Here is an 18,524-nt window from a genome sequence, read left to right as displayed (position 1 = left end):
GAGCAGGACACGTTGGCCCGATCCTCCGCGGGCTTTTCGGGGTGTTTCCCTTGCCATTCGCACCCCGCGCTACGTCGCGAGATGTTGCACACCGAAGGACCGTTTCTTGCTCATGGATGAGCGCTTCGGTGTCCAGGCCATCGCATTCCATAAGACACAAGGTTCGACAGCACCGCAGGAGAAGCTCATGCATGGCCACGGCTCCGCCTTTGATGACGGAGTTATTCCATCCGACCTATGGAAGGTCGACGTACGATCCGCCATCGAGCACTCGGGATTCGAGGCATGGTTTCAGCCCATCGTAAGCACTTCAAACGGTCGCATATACACACTCGAAGCGCTTAGTCGATGGAGCCACCCCGTTCATGGCATCGTGACACCGGGTCACTTCCTGTCGTCGATCGAACGCATGGGACTCATAGATGCGTTCACGGATCACATGATGACGCACGCCATGGACGCGCTTTCCCTGATGCGCGCCCAAGGGCACAGCGACATCTGCGTCAGCGTCAACGCTCCATGGAACTGGCTGGCGTCTCGCAACAACGTACAATCCATGGCCGAGGCCATGTCCAAGCGAGGCATACCGACACGATGCCTTGTATTCGAGGCCGTCGAACACACACCGCCGTCCGATCTCGCGGCCACCGTCCTCAACGCCACGACGATCAAGGACCTCGGATTCATGCTGGCCATGGATGACTTCGGCTCGGGCTTCAACTCACTGGAACTGGTAAGGCATATACCGTTCGACGCCATCAAGATCGACCGGAGCCTGGTTCACCGAAGCAGCGAGGATCATCGCGCCGAGACGATCGTTTGCGCGCTGGTGGATCTCATACACGGCGTCGGTTCGACGGTCACCCTGGAAGGCATCGAGCGTGCGTCCGAATTCGACATGGCGCAACGGATTGGCGCGGACGCTGCGCAGGGCTATCTGATAGGGCGGCCATCGCCCCTGGGCCACGTCATGGAACGCATCGTCGGGAAGCCTCCCGGTGCCTGAACAACGGCCCGGGATGCCCACTGGAGCCCAGTACCTCGCCGGATAGACCGGAAACGGGCGAGAGAGCGGCTATCCGCCCACGCTGTCGACATCGCATCTCGCCCTCTTTTCACCTCTCAGCGACCACCCTATGATCCAACGACGGAAGCCCGGTTGTGGTCCACATGCAATCGCCCATTCCCTGCCTGCGTGCATCGATCCTAGTCTATCCAGGGCCGCGCCATGAGCACTCATCCGCCTCAGGACGATTCGATGGCCTCGCAGGCCCTCGACCTATTTGATGAGCTTCTCGACCTCCCCGAGGATGAACGAAAAGCGCGCCTGTATGCGCTGCAAAGGGACAACCCGAAACTCGCCTACCTCATCGGCAAGCTTCTAGCGGCTGCCGAGCGCCCCAGCCATGCCATCGATCGCCCCGCGCCTGCGCTCTACCTGCCGCCCAGCCAGCACGACTACACCGTGGGCAGCCTGATGGGGCGCCGCTTCGGGTCGTGGAAAATTGGCGAGCTCATTGGCTACGGCGGGATGGGGCTGGTTTATCGTGGCAAGCGGGTGGACGGAAACTTCGAACAAACCTGTGCGATCAAGGTTGTGCGTATCGATGCCAACGATGAAAAGCTATTCCAGAAAATCATCGAAGAGCGCCAGACACTCGCACGCCTTAGCCATCCGCATATCGCCACGCTACTGGATGGGGGCGTAGAGGACGGAACGATCCCATGGTATGCCATGGAGCTTGTCGATGGCCTTCAAATCGATGAATGGTGCACCAGGGAACGTCTCAATGTCCGATCCAGGATACGCATGTTCTTCGACGTACTGGATGCTGTCCGATATGCCCACAGCCAGCTTGTCATTCATAGGGACATCAAACCATCCAATGTCCTTGTGAGCAAGAATGGTGCGGTCAAGCTGCTGGATTTTGGTCTTTCTTCGATCATCGATGCCACAGGAGGTAGCGCCGTCGATCAGGACGACCTCTTGACACCCAGCTTCGCCGCACCTGAGCAGTTCCAGTCTTCTCCACTGAGTACCTCGACGGACATCTACTCCATCGGATTACTGCTTCATCTCCTGCTTTGCGGAAGCCATGCCTTTCCGACGGACTCGACACGTGAGTCGATGCGACGACGTTCATCGGCGCCCGCGTATCAACCAGGCCAGATGAGTCGTTTTGCGGCCGAGCTTACGGCAAAAGAGCGACTGGGCTGGAGCAGCGGACGAAGAAAAATGGTGCGCCAGCTTGCCGGCGATCTCGACGACATCATGGGAAAGTGCCTCAAAGAGCGCCCCGAAGATCGATACACCTCGGTCGATCAATTGGTAACCGACCTGAAACGGTGGCTGGACACGCAACCGATCAGCATAAAGTCGCATGACTGGGCCTATCGCATGCGGCTGCTCATGAAGCGTACCCGGTGGCCGATACTCTCCACCTTTCTCCTCTTGCTCCTTCTGAGCCTGTCCTTGTGGCAGGAGAACCGGCTTCATGCGGGCATAGACAAGGAAAGGGATACCGCTCGACAAGTCAACAACTTGTTTCTCAGCCTGCTCGTACAAAATGATGCGGGAACGATCGGCGACCCCAATTTCATGGTTCGCAAGGCGATCGACACCGGGATCAAGCATGTCGAGGAAGATCAATATCTGGCCGCGTCGGCCAAGAGCCAGATATTCTCCGTTTTTGGCGCTTCCTACGATGCGATGGGACTATCTGAGCAAGCGGCGATCCAGTTTCACAAGGCGATAGAAACAGCGCCGCCCGTCAGTTATGAACGGGTGATAGCGCTGCTGGGTATGGCGGATCACCTGACAGGCTACGGCAACCTGGCGGAGGCCGACGGAATGACGCAGGAAGCATCCGCCCTAACCGACAAGCTATCCATAGACGCTCCTGTCAAGGCGTTGCTGAAAGCGAAGTCCATCCTGTTATCGGCCGCCATCAAAGGCAACATACAGGAGTATGGGCCTGAACAAGTCGATCAGAAAACCCTGCAGGCTCAGCGCCTTCTTCTACAGTCCAAACCGTCTCCCATGGAGGAAGACGCATTCGTTCAGGTTGTCGAGAATTTCCTGCTCTCCAAGAATATGGATGCGGCCCAGTCCGCACTCGATGAGGTGAACGCCCGCTACGCGCTGCGTGGCCTGCCCCATTCGGTCACGGCCATAAGGCTCCGAGTCTTACAGGCGGAAATTCTTCGATTCAGAGGAGAGCTAAGCCAGCCCGTCGCCATTCTTCAGCCGCTGCTAAGCGGATGGTCCTTGCTGTCGATGGGGGAAAGAAATCCTCGCACTTACGCACTTGCTCTCTACATCGAAATGCTCATACGGCAGGGCAAGTTCTCTGACGCCGTGCCTTACGCACGCTACTATAGAGATCATTACGCCGCTTTGTACGGACCGCATAATCCCGATGCATTGATAGCGACATTTGTTCTTGTGGAATGTCTTCGCATCAGCGGGCAAGACCAGGAAGCCGATAGCCTTCTAGCGAACCTATCGCAAATTCAGACAAGGGACCTCGGGCCTAGCGGCGAACAATTCTATTTTGCCTCCATCGCTGAAAAGCAGCTTCTGGATAGCGACGTGGCGGCTGCTGAAAAAACGTCGAGAGACATGGAGAACGGACACATATCCACCGCCTTCACCGCATACAGGATTTCCCAGATTCGGTCGGCGATATGCCTTGAAGCAGGCGACTACCCATGCGCGATAACCAAGGCGCAGGAGGCATTGAAGCTTTATCGCCTTGATATCATCGATCGAAAATCGCTGGATACCGATCCGATGGCGCTCATGAACCGAAGGAACGTGGCCGTGGCGACCATTGCCATGCATGATCGGAATGGATATGAAATGCTCGATCGCCTGCATAGGGAGGCCATGGTTCGCTATGGCCCATGCCACGTTGTGACGCTATCCCTGACCTCCACTGCCCCGGTGTTCGGACTCAAGGCCTTGCGGGCGGCACGTCACGTTTCGTGCACCGAAGCAAGTCGATCATCAGGGGTCGAAAAGTAAGCGCATTGACAATGCTCGGACAAGAAATCCATTATCTCCCGCAGCGGGGATCTACACATGTCATGTGTCCAATCCTGAACCTGCATCATGCGGATAGCGCCAATGCCTGAGAACGATCTGGACGTATTGCTGGGTCAAATCGAGGCAGGCGATGAGCAAGCTCTTCAGCACGCCTACGCCATCGTCTACCAGGACCTCAAGGCCTGTGCCCGCCGCCAGCTTAGGCGCGGCGGTGGAAGCATGAATACCACGGCCTTGGTCAATGAAACCTATATACGAATCTACAATGCCCGGCTAGCCCCGAAGGATCGAAGCCACCTCATGGGCATATTCGCCAACGCCATGCGCCAGGTACTCGTGGACCATGCGCGTACAGTAGGCGCCCAGAAACGCGGCGGTGATGTGGTAAAAATCTCACTGGATGCCACCGTAAGCGGCCACTTGATACAACAGGCCACGGAGATCGTCGCGCTAAGCGATGCCCTGGCCGAGCTGGAAAACGTCGATGCGGAACTTGCCCGTGTCGTTGAGTTGCGATATTTCGGCGGCTACAGCGAGCGGGAGATCGCGGAAAGCCTTGGCGTCACGGAGCGAACCGTGCAGCGCTACTGGAAGAAGGCTCGGGCCTTCCTTCTCGTGAGTCTCGAAGGTTAGCGACGACGTTCCAGCGCCATCGAGACGTATCCGGCGATCACTTCCAGCAACAGGCGATCCTCTTCATGAAAAAAGGCCGGGGTTTCGCTGACGGCCATATACAGAATGCCGGCACTCATCGCTGCCGGTGAAAGCGTTGTCACGGCCCACTGAGGCTCTATGTGGCATGCCATGCTTCCGCTGAAAATGTTCCTTTCAATCACGCCTTCATTCATGAACCTCATTAATCGTGCATCGACCAGGTCGCAGCTCTCGCACGCAGCATCGATTTCATCGATGACATGTCCCGTATAGCCGGCTCGATACACATACACGGGCTTGCCCATCTTGCCGTCCAGGCTGGCGACGGCCATCGAATCCGCGGGAACGATCATGCCCGTCTCGGCATGGATACCAAGAAAAATCTCTTTCATGTCGAGGCTGGACGACGCATAGTTGCCAATGGCCCTCAGTACACGACTCATATCCTCCAGTCGTCTCGCCTTGTGCTCGCGACCCCATTCGCCTTCCATGCGAAGGAGATGGCTCATGCGGTGGGCCGAGGCTTCAAGGAAGCCGGACAGCTCCCGAGTGACTCTCGCGATATCGGCCTCATCGTCGAAAGAGAGGACGATTACCACCCTTTTCGGCACATCGCACAGCACATAGCCAGCCTGGCGACCTGGCAGCGCGCTTCGCCATCCAGGTGCGAACCACCATTGCCGAACGCACATCGAATCGTCACTCGGCAGATGACGATCCATGTCCCATACGATGCTGGCATCCCGGCAACCGGGCCGGCTTCGTGCCAGATCGATCAAGCACTGACCAAGCGCACCCGCTGTCTGGAGAGAACGCATGCCTTCCCAGCCCTGACGTTCGGCGGAGCACATCAGCGGTCACCACGGAATGTCCGCATGTTCAGCGTGGTCGCCGAACCTATCCATTCGATCGAACACGAGTCGCCGGCGGCCTCCGTGTCCAAGGCGTTCTTCAAGGCCACGTCCCACGCCTCATCCAACGTCAGGCCACCAGCGACGACATCCACGTCGCGAAGTACACGCCATTGCGTGGCGTTATCTGGAGCAATCGAAAAGGTCGTCTTGATCATGGGGTAGTGGCTAAGCGTCGGCATTCATCTCGTAAATGCGCAAACGGTCTTCCATACCCGACACAGCCTTCGTCGGTGATGCCACCAGGGCGGAACGAGATGCCACGTGCCTGACGAGGCGCCATGATCGCCTCGTCAGCGTCCGATTCCCGATGGCCTCAGGCGCCCGTCGGAACCAGCAGGTCGTCGAAGCCCGCACGGAAGAACAGCTCCCTGCGCATACGGTCGGCGACGCCATTGACGATCTCCGCGCCGTCCTGCGACGGATCGACATGGACGCGGAAGGGCCGCTTGCCGAAGGGCATGTCGACCACCTCGACGATCTTGCGCGCCACCTCGGTCACGTCCGCATCGGCCGGCTCCAGCGCGGCGAGGCCCTGGAGAATCTTCTCCGGCATGCCGGCATACGGGCCCTGGATGTACTCGCCTTCCACCGCCGCATCCTCGGGCTTGCCAGAGTGCGCGAAGTGATTCGTGCCCTTGGTGAAGGCGCCCGGCACCATGATCGAGGTCTCGATACCCCAGCGGGTGAGTTCGCCGGCATAGCTCACCGCGGGCGCATCCATCGCGGCCTTGGCGGCGAAGTACGGCGCCAGGAACGGTGGCGTGCCGCCGCGCGTGCTGCTGCTTCCCACCCACACCAGCAAGCCGCGCCCCTGCTTGCGCATGGTCGGCAGCGCGGCGCGATTCACGCGCTGGGTGCCGAGCACGTTCACGTCGTAGAGCCGCGCGTACTGTTCGGCGGTAAAGGCTTCGGCCGGACCGAACACCATGTGTCCCGCATTGTGGATCAGCACGTCCAGGCGGCCGTCACGCTCCAACACCGTGCGGATGGCGGCATCGGCCGAGGCTTCCGAGGTGACGTCGAGTTCGACGGTACGCAGGTCGATGCCACGCTGAGCGGCTTCGGCGAGCACCTCGCGGGAACGCTCCGCATTGGCGCCAGCGAGATCGCGCATGCTGGCGTAGACGGTATGCCCGGCTTCGGCGAGCGCACGTGCGGTAAGCAGGCCGAAGCCACTGGATGCGCCGGTGATGAGGATGACTTGCTTCATGACACGATCTCCAGGAAGGGGTTAGGGGTTCAGACGATGCCGCCGTTGGGACGAAGGACCTGGCCGTTGATCCAGCTGCCGTCCGGGCCGACGAGGAAGGACACGGCGGCCGCGATGTCGTCGGGCGTGCCGAGGCGTTCCAAGGGCGAAAGCTTCGCCAGGCGGTCGATCAACTCGTCGGACTTCCCGTTGAGGAACAGTTCGGTGGCCGTGGGACCCGGTGCCACCGCGTTGACGGTGATGCCACGGCCGCGCAGTTCACGGGCGAGCACCATCGTGGCCGCGTCGATGGCCGCCTTGGTCGCGGCATACGGCGCATAGGTGGGCTGCAACAAGGCCACCACGCTGGAGGAGAAGTTCACGATGCGGCCACCATTGCGCAGGCGCTTCGCTGCCTCACGCATGGTGTGGAAGCTGCCCTTCACGTTGATGTCGAGCAGGCGATCGAGCGCGTCGTCGGTGAGGTCGGCCACGGTGGAGAGCGTCATGATGCCGGCGTTGTTCACCAGCACGTCCACGCCGCCGTAGACCTCCTGCACGGTATCGAAGAGACGACGCACGTCGGCGGGGTTGGCCACGTCGGCCTGGGCGCTGATCGCCTTGCCGCCCGCCGATGCAATGTCACGCACCACGGTCTCGGCAGCCGCGGCGTTGCCGGCGTAGTTCACGACGACGGTGAAACCGTCTTTCGCCAGGCGGTGGGCGACGGCGGCACCGATGCCGCGCGACGCGCCGGTGACGATGGCGACCTTCTGGGTTTGCTCGTTCATGGGGAGGACTCCGTACCGGCGTCATTGCTGGGCAGGAACAGGATGGCCGTTGCCAGCTACCGGATAATCCCCTTAGATTTGGCTTCACTATTCCATTGAGTGGAACAACGTGAACCTGGACCGCTTCGAGACCATGCGCCTGTTCGTCCGCATCGTGGAGCGGCGGAGCTTCACCCAGGCGGCCTCCGACCTGGGCCTGCCCCGCTCCACCGCCACCCAGGCGATCAAGCGGCTGGAGGCCCGCCTTGGCGTGCGCCTGCTCCAGCGCACCACGCGCCAGGTCAGCCCGACGCTAGACGGCGAGGCCTATCACCGCCGCTGCGTGGCGATCCTCGCCGAGGTGGAAGACGCCGAGGGCGCCTTCACCGACGCGCGGCCGTCGGGCCTGTTGCGCGTGGACATGCAGGGCACGCTGGCGCGCACCTTCGTGCTGCCGGGTCTACCGGACTTCCTCGCCCTTTATCCGGACCTGCGCGTCCATATCGGCGAAGGCGACCGTTGGGTCGACCTGGTCCGGGAAGGCGTGGATTGCGTGCTGCGCGTGGGCGAGCTGAGCGACAGCACCATGGTGGGCCGGCGCATCGCGATGCTCGACGAGGTGACCTGCGCCAGCCCCGCCTATGTGGCGCGGCACGGCATGCCCGTCTCGCCCGACGACCTCGACGGCCACATCGCCATCGGCTTTCTCTCGTCGGCCACCGGCGCGACGATCCCGTTGGAATTCATGGAGGGCGACGAGGTGCGCTACGTGACGCTGCCGTCCACCGTGACGGTGACCGGCGCGGAGACCAATACCGATCTCGCCTTGCTGGGGTTGGGTATCGTGCAGGTGCCGCTGTACCACGTGGCGAAGTACATCGAGGAAGGGCGGCTGGTGCGCCTGCTGCCTGGGTATCCACCCACGCCTTCACCCGTATCGCTGCTCTATCCGCACAGCCGGCAGTTGTCGCCCCGCGTGCGCGTGTTCATCGACTGGCTGTCGACGGTGTTCGCGACGCGCGATGCGTTGGGCGTGCGCGCGTCGTGAACGATGCAGACCCTTGTAGGAGCGCGCTTGCGCGCGATTCGGGGTTGCTATGTGGCCTGGTCTGGGCCGTATCGCGAGCACCCATCGCGCGCAAGCGCGCTCCTACAAGGTCGTTTTATTTGAGGGGGACGGTTTCGAAGCCGCCTTGCGCGTTGCCCTGCGGGGCCGGCGTCGGCGCCGGGGCGCTGCGTGCGGCGGAGGACGGAGCGCGGGCGCCACAGGAATAGGCGAGCCAGTCCTGCGAGCCTTCCTTCGGATCGCCGGCCGGTTTCACGGTGTCGGCACCCATCTTGGCCGCTTCGTTGCGGGCCAGCACTTCGAGTTCGTCGCGCACCTTGAGGTCGCTGCGATCGACCGGGCCGACGCGGTTCATCACCGACACCGAGAGCTTGCCCTGTTCCCGGCATCCGGACACGTCGCCGTTCCATGCGGTGCGCACGTTGCGCGCGGCGTCGTCGAGCTTGATGCCCCACGAGCAGGCGGACAGGGCGAGGGGAAGGATGAGGACGATGGCCTTACGCATTGAGGAACTCCGGATATCACGGTCGGCGGCTATCCTAGCCGGATGAAGCCATGGGCGCGATCTGATTCGATCGTGCCCATGGCTGGGGACGTCACTTCGCCTGCTTCACCGGCTCGCCGTCGGCGTCGATCACCTGGATCTCGCCCAGGTTCAGGGCACGAACCGGGGCTTCGATCTTGCGCAGGTCGCCGACGATCACCCAGGTGAGCGCGTCCGGATGGATCACCGCCGACAGCGCGCGTTCGGCCGCCGAGCGATCCACCGCGTCGATGCGCGACTTGAGCGTCTGCACGTAGTCGTCCGGGCGGTCGTAGATCACGATGCTCGACATCGCGCCCAACACGGACGAGGTGGTCTCGAAGCTACCCGGCAGGGCGCGCACGCGCTGCGAGCGGATCTTCGCGATCTCCTGGTCGGTGAGCGGCTTCGAACCGATGACGGCCTTCGCTTCCTTGAGGATCTCCGCAGCCGACTCGGCGGTCTTGTCCGTTTGCACCGGTGCGTAGATCAGCATCGGACGCTGGCCCTTCGCATCCGACAGCATGCTGCCCGCACCGTATGCCCAACGCTTCTCCTCGCGCAGATTCATGTTGAGGCGCGAGGTGAAGGTGCCGCCGAACGCACCGTTGGCGATGCCCAGGTCGAGCGCATCCTTCGCCTTGGTCGGCGGCGCCAGCAGGCCCGCGAGGATGAGCGACTGCGGGGCGTCCGGACGATGGATCAGGAACACACGCGGCTTCGCCTGCGCGGCGACCTCGCCGATGTTCTTCTTCGGGATGGCACCGGCGGGTGCCTTCCAGTCGCCGAACACCGCGTCGAGACGGGGCAGGATCGCTTCCAGCGTGGTGTCGCCCGCGACGAGGATGCGCGCGTTGTCCGGACGCAGGTAGTCGCGCTGGAAGGCGGCAAGGTCGTCGCCCGTGAGCGAGGCGATGGCCTTTTCGTTGCCGCTACCGGTGAACGGGATGCCGTAGGCATGCTGCTTGCCGTAGAGCAGCGGCGGCAGCGCGCGCAACGCGAGGCTGGTCGGCTCGGTCTTTTCCTGAGCGATCCCTGCGATCCACTGGCCGCGCACGCGCTCGATGTCGTCGGTCTTGAACGCCGGATGGCGCACGACATCGGCAAACAGTTCGAGCGAGGGCTGCAGTTCGCTGTTGAGCGCGTTGAGCGCCACCGAGCAGGTGTCGAGCGAGCAGCTCGAACCGATGATGGCGCCAAGGCGCTCCTTGCGCCGGGAAACCTCCACCGAATCGAGATCGGTGGTGCTCTCGTTGAGCAGCGCCGAGGTGAAGCTGGCCGTGCCGAGCTTGCGGCCCTGGTCGGCGGCGTAGCCGGCGTCGAACAACAGCTGGATCTGCGTGACCGGCACGGTGTGGCGCTCGGCCAGCACCACCTCGATGCCGTTCTTCAGCTTGCCGCGCTGGAGTTTCGGGAACGACAGGTCGGGGAAGCTGGCGACCGTGGGCACGCCCTTGGCGCGATCCACGTCGGAGGCCCCCGCCGTATAGGTCTTCGCGGCGGGAAGCACGGCCTTCGGACGGCCGGCGGCGTCGCCAAGACCCTTCACGGCCTTGTCCTCGGCGACCGGATCGAAGCCGGCGGGTGCGGGCAACACGGTCAACGTGTAGTTGCCCTTGCCGAGCCACTGCTTGGACGCGGCGAGCACCGAGGCCACCGTGGCCTGCTGGGCACGCTCCAGATCCTTGCGGTAGGCGGCCGGATCGTTACGGTAGACCTGGCCCTCGGCGAGGATCGCCGCCTTGCCCGATCCACCGACCTTCTCCAGCGCGCGCACGAAGCCGGCGAGGCCGCTGACCTTCGCACGCTCCAGTTCGTCCTCGGTGGGGCCCTTGGCGAGGAAATCGGCGATCACCTCGGCAGCCGCGGCTTCGGCCTTGGCGGGATCCACGCCTTCCTTTACGTCGATGGACAGCTGCAACTGGCTCGCCAGTGCGAACGGCGAGACGCTGATGCTCACGTCGTCGGCGAGCTTGTCCTTGTAGACCAGGCGCTGGTACAGGCGCGACGACTTGCCGCCGCCAAGCACCGTGGTGGCGAGGTCGAGCTGCACCGAATCGTCGGTGCCCAGCTGCGGGGCGATCCAGGTGCGAATCACGCGCGGCTGCGCGACCTGATCATGCTGTACGCCACGAGTGGACGTGGCCAGCGGGGTGATCCACGGCTGCTGGCGCGGCACCGGCGGGCCCGCCGGAATGTCGCCGAAGTACTTTTGTGCCTTCGCGCGGGCCTGCTCGACGGTGATGTCGCCGGCCAGCACCAGGGTGGTGTTGGCGGCGCCGTAGTAGTCGTGGAACCACTTCTTCACGTCGGCGAGCGAGGCCGCGTCGAGGTCGGCCATGGAGCCGATGGTGTCGTGGTGGTACGGATGGTTTGCCGGATACGTGTTGACCAGCACGTTCTCGTCGACGCGACCGTAGGGCTGGTTCTCGCCCTGGCGCTTTTCGTTCTGGACGACGCCGCGCTGGGTGTCCAGCTCGTGCTGGCCGATGGCGCCCAGCAGGTGGCCCATGCGGTCGGATTCCATCCACAACGCCATGTCGAGCGCCGTGGTCGGCACGGTCTCGAAATAGTTGGTGCGGTCGAACCAAGTGGTGCCGTTCATGTCGGTGGCACCGGCCAGCTCGAACGGCTGGAAGTAGGTGCCCTTGTGGTTCTCCGAACCGGAGAACATCAGGTGCTCGAAGAGATGCGCGAAGCCCGTCTTGCCGGCCGGCTCGTCGGCGGAGCCCACGTGGTACCAGATGCTGACGGCGACGACGGGCGCCTTGTGATCCTCGTGCACCACCACGGTCAGGCCATTGGGCAACTGGAACCGGGTGAAGGGGATATCGGGAAGGGTGGCGGCGCCGTCGGCGGCGGACGCGCCGCCTACCAGGGAAATCAGCCCTGCGGCGAGCAGGGTCAGGCGTTTCTTCATGCGAATTCCTCGAAGGCCCTCATGGCCCCTTCTATCGACCGAGGCTAGCCCGCGTCGTTCACCGGACGCAATCGCCATTCGCCAGGCATCTGCCAGGGTGTCCGCCGACCGCTAGCGCTGTCCGTTGGCGGGCGGCCACTGTCCGCGGACAGACAGGGAAGAAAGGGCCACCTGACAAATCTCATGCGAATCAGTTGATTGCGGGCTCTCAAAAGCTGGCACGGGGTTTGCCTTAATACCTCTGCCGGGGTCGAACGCCCCATCCGCCAACCGCCGAAGGAGTCACGCCATGAAATACGAACTGCCGATGCTCGCCGCCCTGCTGATCACCTCCATGGTGCTGTGCGGCCTCACCCTGGGCCTGATGGTCTGAACGCGCCAACCCACCTCAAGGACACACGCCATGAAACACGAACTGCTCCTGCTCCGTAGCCTCCTGGTCGCCTCGATGCTGGTCTGCGGCCTGATCCTGGGCAACATGCTGGGTTACTCCGGCAACCCGGTCCAACTGGCCTCCAAGGGCGCCGCCGCCACGGTCACCGGCTGCGCCCTGCCCCAGGACGGCGTCATGTGCCTGCGCTCTGGCTCATAATGGGCGCATGCCCCACGTCATCCTGTTCCGTCCCGAGATTCCGCCCAACACGGGCAATGTGATTCGCCTCTGCGCCAATACCGGCGCCGACCTGCACCTGGTACGGCCCCTGGGCTTCGAACTGGACGACACGCGCCTGCGCCGCGCCGGACTCGACTACCACGAGTTCGCCAACCTCGCCGTCCACGACACCCTCGATGCCTGCCTGGCCGCCATCGGCCATCCCCGGGTCTTCGCCTTTTCCACCCATGGCCGCCGCCTGCACACCGACGTGACCTACGCGAACGGCGATGCCCTGCTGTTCGGCTGCGAAACGGCGGGCCTGCCCGACGACGTACTCGACGCGATCCCGGAAGACCAGCGCGTGCGCCTGCCCATGCGACCGGGCAACCGCAGCCTCAACCTGTCCAACGCCGTGGCCGTGGCGGTCTTCGAGACCTGGCGCCAGACCGGCTTCGACGGCGCGGACTGACCGCGACACCACGGATGCCTCCCTGCCGGGAGCGGCAGGCTACAATCCGTGGCATGACCTCCGATCGTCCCTCGGCCGACGCCGGCCCGACCCGTTTCCTTCCCCGTCCGCTGCGTGTCCTCGCCGGCCGTGCGATGGAGTCCGTGCTCAACCGCGCCGTCGACCTCGATCCGGACACCCGCCAGCGCCTCGACGCGCTGGACGGCCGCAGCGTCCAGGTCCACCTGAGCGGTCCCGAGCTGGCCCTGCGCGTATCCGTCGAGAAAGGCCGCCTGCGTGTCGATCCGGCGGAAGACGGCGGTAGCCTGCGCGTCACCGCCTCGCCGGGCAGTCTGCTGGCCATGGCCCTGCGCCGCGACGACGACGGCGTCGCCCCCGGCAAGGTGGACATCGCTGGCGACGCCGAACTCGCGCGCCGCCTCGAACGCCTCGCCCGCCAGTACGCCCCGGACATCGAGGAAGCCTTCGCACAGCGCTTCGGCGACGCGGTGGGCGTGCCGCTTGCCCAGGCCCTGCACAAGGCCTTCGCCCACGCGAAGCAGACCGCCGCCCACCTCACCGAGGACGGCGCGGACTGGCTGCGCGACGAAGGTCGCGTCGCCGTGGCACCGGGCGAGGTCGATGTCTTCCTCGATGGCGTGGACGAACTGCGCGAACGTGCCGACCGCGCCGAGGCGCGACTCGCCCGCCTGGAGCGCACGCTGAAGGGCTCCGGCGCATGACGTCGCTGCGCCTCGTTCCGCGCCTGCTGCGCGTCGCCGCCGTCCTGCTCAAGTACCAGCTCGATGAACTGGTCGATGGCGCCCACCTGTTCCGCCCGCTGAAGCTGGTCCGACCGCTGTTCCCGCGTCCCGCCGCCGATGTGCGTGGCATGTCGCGCGGTGCGCGTCTGCGCCTGGCGATGACGGAACTGGGCCCGATCTTCGTCAAGGCCGGCCAGGTGCTGTCCACGCGGCGCGATCTCGTGCCCGCGGACGTCGCCGACGAACTCGCGCTGCTCCAGGACCAAGTGCCGCCGTTCCCCGGCGCCGAAGCCCGCGCCATCGTCGAGCGCGAACTGAAGGCCCCCGTCACCACGGTCTACGCCCGCTTCGACGAGAACGCCCTCGCCTCCGCCTCGATCGCCCAGGTGCACGCCGCGACGCTGCACGACGGCCGCGAGGTGGTGGTCAAGGTGCTGCGCCCCGGCATCGACAAGCGCATCGCGCGCGACATCGACCTGCTGCACGCCCTGGGCGAACTCGCCCAGCGCTGGCATCCCGCGGCGGACAAGATCCGCCCGCTGGAGGTGGTGGCCGAGGTCGAGAAGATGCTCGCCAACGAGCTGGATCTCCAGCGCGAAGGCGCCAGCGCCAGCCTGCTCCGACGCAACTTCGCCAGCGGCATCGACCTGTACGTGCCCGAGGTCCACTGGGATTTCAGCACCGAGCGCGTGCTGACGCTGGAGCGCGTGCACGGCGTCAGCGCCGATGACATCGCGTCCATCGACGCGGCCGGTCTCGATCGCAAGCGCCTTGCCGAGAAAGGCGTGCGACTGTTCTACGAACAGGTCTTCCGCGACAATTTCTTCCACGCCGACGCGCATCCCGGCAACATCTGGGTAGATACCGCGCGCGTGGACGAGCCGCGCTTCATCGCGCTGGATTTCGGCATCATGGGCTCGCTGCCCGAAGCCGACCAGTACTGGCTCGCCGAGAACTTCATCGCGCTGTTCGAGCGCGACTACGCCCGCATCGCGCAGCTGCACGTGGCCGCCGGCTGGATGCCGTCAAACATCCGCCTCGACGAACTCGAAGCTGCTGTGCGCACCGTGTGCGAACCCTACTTCACGCGCCCGCTGTCGCAGATCTCCATCGCCGAACTGGTGGTGAAGCTGTTCCAGACGGCTCGCAAGTTCGAGCTGACGCTGCAACCGCAGCTGATCCTGTTGCAGAAGACCCTGCTGAATATCGAAGGCGTCGGCCGCATGCTCGATCCGGAGATCGACATCTGGGCCGTCGCGCATCCGGTGCTCAAGCGCATCCTGCGCGAGCGCTACAGCCTGCGTTCCACGCTGCGCGACGTGCGCCGTCGCGTGCCGGAGTGGCTGCATAGCGCGCCGCGCATGCCGGAGCTGGTCCGCGACGCGCTGCGCCAGGTCGCCAGCGGCGAACGCCGCGAAGTCGCCGATCCGGTCGCCCTCGCGCTCGCCCGCGAAGATGCCCGCAGGCTGCATCGCTCCATCGCCTGCGGCCTGCTCGGCGGTTCGCTGTTGATCGGTGCCTCGCTGCTCTACGCGCTGTCGCCGCATGCCGCATGGCCGGTGGCGCTGGTGCTCGGAATCGTTGGTGCGGGCGCTTTCGTGGCCGCCTGGCCGCGCCGCAGTCACTGATCGCCGTGCTGGAGATCCTGTTCCAGGACGACGACCTCGTCGCCGTCAACAAGCCCGCGAACCTCGCCGTGCATCGTTCGGCCTTCGTCGGCCCCGACGACGCCTTCCTCATCGACATGCTCCGCGAGCAGGTGGAAGGACGCCTGCACCTCGCGCATCGCCTGGATCGCGCCACCTCCGGCGTGCTCCTCGTCGCGCGCTCGTCGGAGGTCGCCGCGCAACTGGGCGAGCAGTTCATGGGTCGCACCGTGCGCAAGCGCTACGCCGCGATCGTGCGCGGCTGGCCGGAACCCACGGAAGGCTGCATCGACTACCCGCTGCCGGGATCACGCGAAACCGGTCCGCGCCGCGAAGCGCAGACCGACTACCGCCGCCTCGGCACCGTCGAAGTGGATATCGCGCTCGGCCGCTACGAAAAACAGCGCTACGCCCTCGTGGCCGCCGAGCCGCGCACCGGCCGCTTTCGGCAGATCCGCAAGCACCTGGCGCATATCCACCACCCCATCGTCGGCGACAGCCAACACGGCCGGGGCGACCATAATCGCCTGTACAAGCAGCATTTCAGCTCGCATCGGTTACTGCTGCATGCGGCGCGACTGGAGTTCGACCATCCCGTCGATGGCCGGCGGATGAGTGTCAACGCCGGGCTCGACGCGACATGGCAGCGATTGCTCGAACGCTTCGAGTGGCAGGCCGCGTACGAAGACTGGCACGCCGCCTGAACTGTAGGAGCGCGCTTGCGCGCGATGGGGCTCGCGGCAACACCCGTCGCGCGCAAGCGCGCTCCTACAAATAATGCCTGGTTGCGACCAAGCCGGGTCTGCTGGCAGAGCGCTACCGGCGCGCCCTGCTAGAATCCCGCCATCATGCTCACCGTGACCCACGCCATCGTCATCGCCGAGGCCGAACTGATTGAGCGCTTTACGCGCGCCGACGGTCCGGGCGGGCAGCATGTGAATCGCACCGAGAGTGCGGTGGAGCTGCGTTTCGATGTGGCCTCGTCACCGTCGCTGCCCGACGACGTCCGGGCCCGTCTGCTCGCCCGACGCGACCGGCGCATGACCGATGCCGGCGTACTCGTGATCCAGGCACGCCGCTTTCGGGATCAGGCACGCAACCGCGACGATGCGCGCGAACGCCTTGCCGAGATCATCCGCGAAGCCACCGTGGTGGCGAAGAAGCGCGTCGCGACCAAACCGACGCGCGCCTCGAAGGAGCGACGCCTCGCCGGCAAGAACCAGCGTGGCGCGACCAAGCGCGGCCGCTCGCGCGACTGGAGCCGTGAATGAAGGGCGTTCCCAGGCATCTGCCACCCAACGTCCCCTCCCTGCCCGACTCCGCCTGGAAGCGCTTCGCGCGCTGGGCCATCGGCCTCAGTGGCTGGCACATCGCGGGCGAGATACCGGACCTGCCGCGCCTGGTCGTCATCGGCGCACCGCATTCGTCGTACTGGGACGGTATCTGGGGCCTTCTGATGAAGTCGGCGATGGGCCTCGATCTTGGCGTGATGATCAAGCGCGAAGTATTCAGTGGCCCGTTCGGCCCCATCGTTCGTCGCCTCGGCATGATCCCCATCGACCGCAAGGCCGCGACGGATGTCGTGGGCCAGATGGTGCAGCGTTTCGCCACGCATCCGAAGATGTGGCTGGGCATCGCGCCCGAAGGCACGCGCAAGGCGGTAAAACAGTGGAAATCCGGCTTCCTGCGCATCGCGCAGGCGTCCGGCGTGCCGATCCAGCCGATCTTCATCGACTACCCGACGAAGACCTTCACCTTCGGCCCGCTGGTGCATCCCACTGGCGACACCGACGCCGACCTGACGCGCATCCGCGCCATGTTCGCCGGCTACCACGGCAAGCACCGCGACGCCTGAGCCTCAGCGTTCGGAGTGTCCCGACTCGTCGTAGTCGCGATGGGTCAGCAGGCCGGGGCGAATCAGGTCGATGAACGCCCTCGCCTCGGGGCTCAGGAACTTGCCCTTGCGCATCACCACGCCGTAGCTGCGTTGCGGCAGGTACTGGCGCATGTTGCGCACGACGAGTCGCTCGTGATCGGCCTCGGTGAGGCAGATACCGGTGACGATCGACACGCCCAGCCCCATCGCGACGTACTGCTTGATGACGTCCCAGCCACCCACCTCGATCGCCACCGTGTAGGGCACGTGGCTTTGCTGGAACACCATGTCCACGAGCCGATACGTGGTGAGCCGCTTCGGGGGCAGGATGAGCCCGTAGGGCGCGATGTCCTCCAGCCGGATGTCGGTCTTTTCCGCCAGCGGATGATCCGGCGGCATGATCAGCATCGGGTCGTAGTGGTACACCGGCGCCCAGGCGATGTCGTGCGGTACGTCGATCATCGAGCCCACCGCGATATCCACTTCGTCGCTGCGCAACAGCGCCAGGCCATCGCGGTTGGTGACGTTGGACAGCGCGAGGTGCACGCCCGGATAGCGCTCGCGATAGGTCTTCACCAGTTCGGGTAACAGGTACTGGATGGTGGACGACCCGGCCGCGATGGTGAGCTTGCCGGCCTTCGCGCCCTGTACGCGGGTGCGGAACTCGCGATCCAGATCCTCGAACCCTTCCACCAGCGGACGCGCCATCTCGTAGAGCGCCTCGCCGGCATCGGTGAGGGTGATACGACGGCGGGTGCGCTCCAGCAGGGTCGCCCCCAGTTCGCGCTCCAGCGCCTTGAGCTGCAGGCTCACGGAGGGTTGAGACAGGAACAGCGCCTCGGCCGCCCGACTCAGGCTACCCAGGCGGGCGATATAGACGAAGGCGCGCAGCTGCTTGAGCCGGTTGCCCTTGTAGTAGAAACGGCCGCCGGCGTCCTCCCCGACCGAGCTTCGCGCGGTACGCGAGCGGGGTTTGGCGGCGCTTTTACGGGCTGGATTCGGCTTTTTCATGCTCCACATTCCCTATGACAATCAGGCAATTGGATACGTTATTGACATAGTTAATATGTTTCTTTGAAACATTTGCTTTGTCAATCATGATTTTCAAGGC

18 protein-coding genes are annotated in these 18,524 nt (G+C 64.3%); 11 read left to right on the top strand and 7 right to left on the bottom strand.

Annotated elements, in window-relative coordinates; translation table 11 throughout:
- The first annotated feature begins 112 nt into the window (after window positions 1-112).
- From GAK28_RS08165 to GAK28_RS08155, 3 genes are all read left to right on the top strand, one after another.
- Window positions 113-1,006 carry an EAL domain-containing protein gene (locus GAK28_RS08165; protein ID WP_343161847.1) on the top strand — a complete coding sequence of 298 codons (894 nt, stop codon included), beginning with the start codon at window positions 113-115 and terminating at the stop codon, window positions 1,004-1,006.
- A gap of 222 nt (window positions 1,007-1,228) precedes the next feature.
- Complete coding sequence (locus GAK28_RS08160; protein WP_291776944.1) at window positions 1,229-4,027, top strand: serine/threonine-protein kinase; 2,799 nt, start codon at window positions 1,229-1,231, stop codon at window positions 4,025-4,027.
- Between the two features lie 102 nt (window positions 4,028-4,129).
- Window positions 4,130-4,681 (top strand): ECF-type sigma factor, encoded by a 552-nt coding sequence (locus tag GAK28_RS08155; protein WP_291776942.1) that lies wholly within the window; start codon window positions 4,130-4,132, stop codon window positions 4,679-4,681.
- Here GAK28_RS08155 and GAK28_RS08150 read toward each other — a convergent pair.
- The 4 genes from GAK28_RS08150 to GAK28_RS08135 all read right to left on the bottom strand — a co-directional run bounded on the left by GAK28_RS08150 (window position 4,678) and on the right by GAK28_RS08135 (window position 7,596).
- Entirely contained in the window at window positions 4,678-5,520 is an 843-nt protein-coding gene (locus GAK28_RS08150) for a hypothetical protein (RefSeq protein ID WP_291776940.1), read from the bottom strand. The genes GAK28_RS08155 and GAK28_RS08150 overlap by 4 nt on opposite strands.
- A gap of 32 nt (window positions 5,521-5,552) precedes the next feature.
- Window positions 5,553-5,771, bottom strand: coding sequence for a hypothetical protein (locus tag GAK28_RS08145; protein WP_291776938.1), 219 nt, complete (start codon window positions 5,769-5,771; stop codon window positions 5,553-5,555).
- A 158-nt stretch (window positions 5,772-5,929) separates the two neighbouring features.
- Entirely contained in the window at window positions 5,930-6,826 is an 897-nt protein-coding gene (locus GAK28_RS08140) for an SDR family oxidoreductase (protein WP_291776936.1), read from the bottom strand.
- A 29-nt stretch (window positions 6,827-6,855) separates the two neighbouring features.
- Window positions 6,856-7,596 carry an SDR family oxidoreductase gene (locus GAK28_RS08135; RefSeq protein ID WP_291776934.1) on the bottom strand — a complete coding sequence of 247 codons (741 nt, stop codon included), beginning with the start codon at window positions 7,594-7,596 and terminating at the stop codon, window positions 6,856-6,858.
- A 115-nt stretch (window positions 7,597-7,711) separates the two neighbouring features.
- Here GAK28_RS08135 and GAK28_RS08130 point away from each other — a divergent pair, with 115 nt between their 5' ends.
- On the top strand, window positions 7,712-8,623 hold the full coding sequence (locus GAK28_RS08130; protein ID WP_291777209.1) for a LysR family transcriptional regulator: 912 nt from the start codon (window positions 7,712-7,714) through the stop codon (window positions 8,621-8,623).
- A gap of 115 nt (window positions 8,624-8,738) precedes the next feature.
- Here GAK28_RS08130 and GAK28_RS08125 read toward each other — a convergent pair whose 3' ends face one another.
- Together GAK28_RS08125 and GAK28_RS08120 are read right to left on the bottom strand one after the other, a co-directional pair.
- Window positions 8,739-9,146, bottom strand: a complete 408-nt coding sequence (locus GAK28_RS08125; protein WP_291776932.1) for a DUF4156 domain-containing protein — start codon at window positions 9,144-9,146, stop codon at window positions 8,739-8,741.
- Window positions 9,147-9,237: 91 nt separating this feature from the next.
- A complete protein-coding gene (locus GAK28_RS08120; RefSeq protein ID WP_291776931.1) occupies window positions 9,238-12,084 on the bottom strand; it encodes a pitrilysin family protein in 2,847 nt (948 codons plus the stop codon).
- Window positions 12,085-12,487: 403 nt separating this feature from the next.
- Between GAK28_RS08120 and GAK28_RS08115 the strand changes: the two genes are divergently transcribed.
- From GAK28_RS08115 to GAK28_RS08085, 7 genes are all read left to right on the top strand, one after another.
- Entirely contained in the window at window positions 12,488-12,676 is a 189-nt protein-coding gene (locus tag GAK28_RS08115) for a hypothetical protein (RefSeq protein WP_291776929.1), read from the top strand.
- 7 nt (window positions 12,677-12,683) lie between these two features.
- Window positions 12,684-13,148 (top strand): tRNA (cytidine(34)-2'-O)-methyltransferase, encoded by a 465-nt coding sequence (locus GAK28_RS08110; protein ID WP_291776928.1) that lies wholly within the window; start codon window positions 12,684-12,686, stop codon window positions 13,146-13,148.
- Between the two features lie 53 nt (window positions 13,149-13,201).
- Window positions 13,202-13,870, top strand: coding sequence for an SCP2 sterol-binding domain-containing protein (locus GAK28_RS08105; protein ID WP_291776927.1), 669 nt, complete (start codon window positions 13,202-13,204; stop codon window positions 13,868-13,870).
- A complete protein-coding gene (gene ubiB / locus GAK28_RS08100) occupies window positions 13,867-15,519 on the top strand; it encodes a ubiquinone biosynthesis regulatory protein kinase UbiB (RefSeq protein ID WP_291776925.1) in 1,653 nt (550 codons plus the stop codon). The genes GAK28_RS08105 and ubiB overlap by 4 nt, the downstream gene beginning before the upstream one ends.
- Window positions 15,520-15,524: 5 nt before the next feature.
- Entirely contained in the window at window positions 15,525-16,241 is a 717-nt protein-coding gene (locus GAK28_RS08095) for a pseudouridine synthase (RefSeq protein ID WP_291776923.1), read from the top strand.
- A gap of 144 nt (window positions 16,242-16,385) precedes the next feature.
- Window positions 16,386-16,808: an alternative ribosome rescue aminoacyl-tRNA hydrolase ArfB gene (arfB, locus tag GAK28_RS08090; RefSeq protein ID WP_291776921.1), complete on the top strand. Its 423-nt coding sequence runs from the start codon at window positions 16,386-16,388 to the stop codon at window positions 16,806-16,808.
- Window positions 16,805-17,392, top strand: a complete 588-nt coding sequence (locus GAK28_RS08085) for a 1-acyl-sn-glycerol-3-phosphate acyltransferase (protein ID WP_291776919.1) — start codon at window positions 16,805-16,807, stop codon at window positions 17,390-17,392. The genes arfB and GAK28_RS08085 overlap by 4 nt, the downstream gene beginning before the upstream one ends.
- Before the next feature lie 3 nt (window positions 17,393-17,395).
- Here GAK28_RS08085 and GAK28_RS08080 read toward each other — a convergent pair whose 3' ends face one another.
- Window positions 17,396-18,424 carry a LysR family transcriptional regulator gene (locus GAK28_RS08080; RefSeq protein WP_291776917.1) on the bottom strand — a complete coding sequence of 343 codons (1,029 nt, stop codon included), beginning with the start codon at window positions 18,422-18,424 and terminating at the stop codon, window positions 17,396-17,398.
- Window positions 18,425-18,524 lie beyond the last annotated feature (100 nt).

This window comes from Luteibacter sp. (assembly GCF_009912395.1).
Taxonomy (GTDB): domain Bacteria; phylum Pseudomonadota; class Gammaproteobacteria; order Xanthomonadales; family Rhodanobacteraceae; genus Luteibacter.
This window is presented reverse-complemented; position numbering and strand designations above follow the sequence as displayed.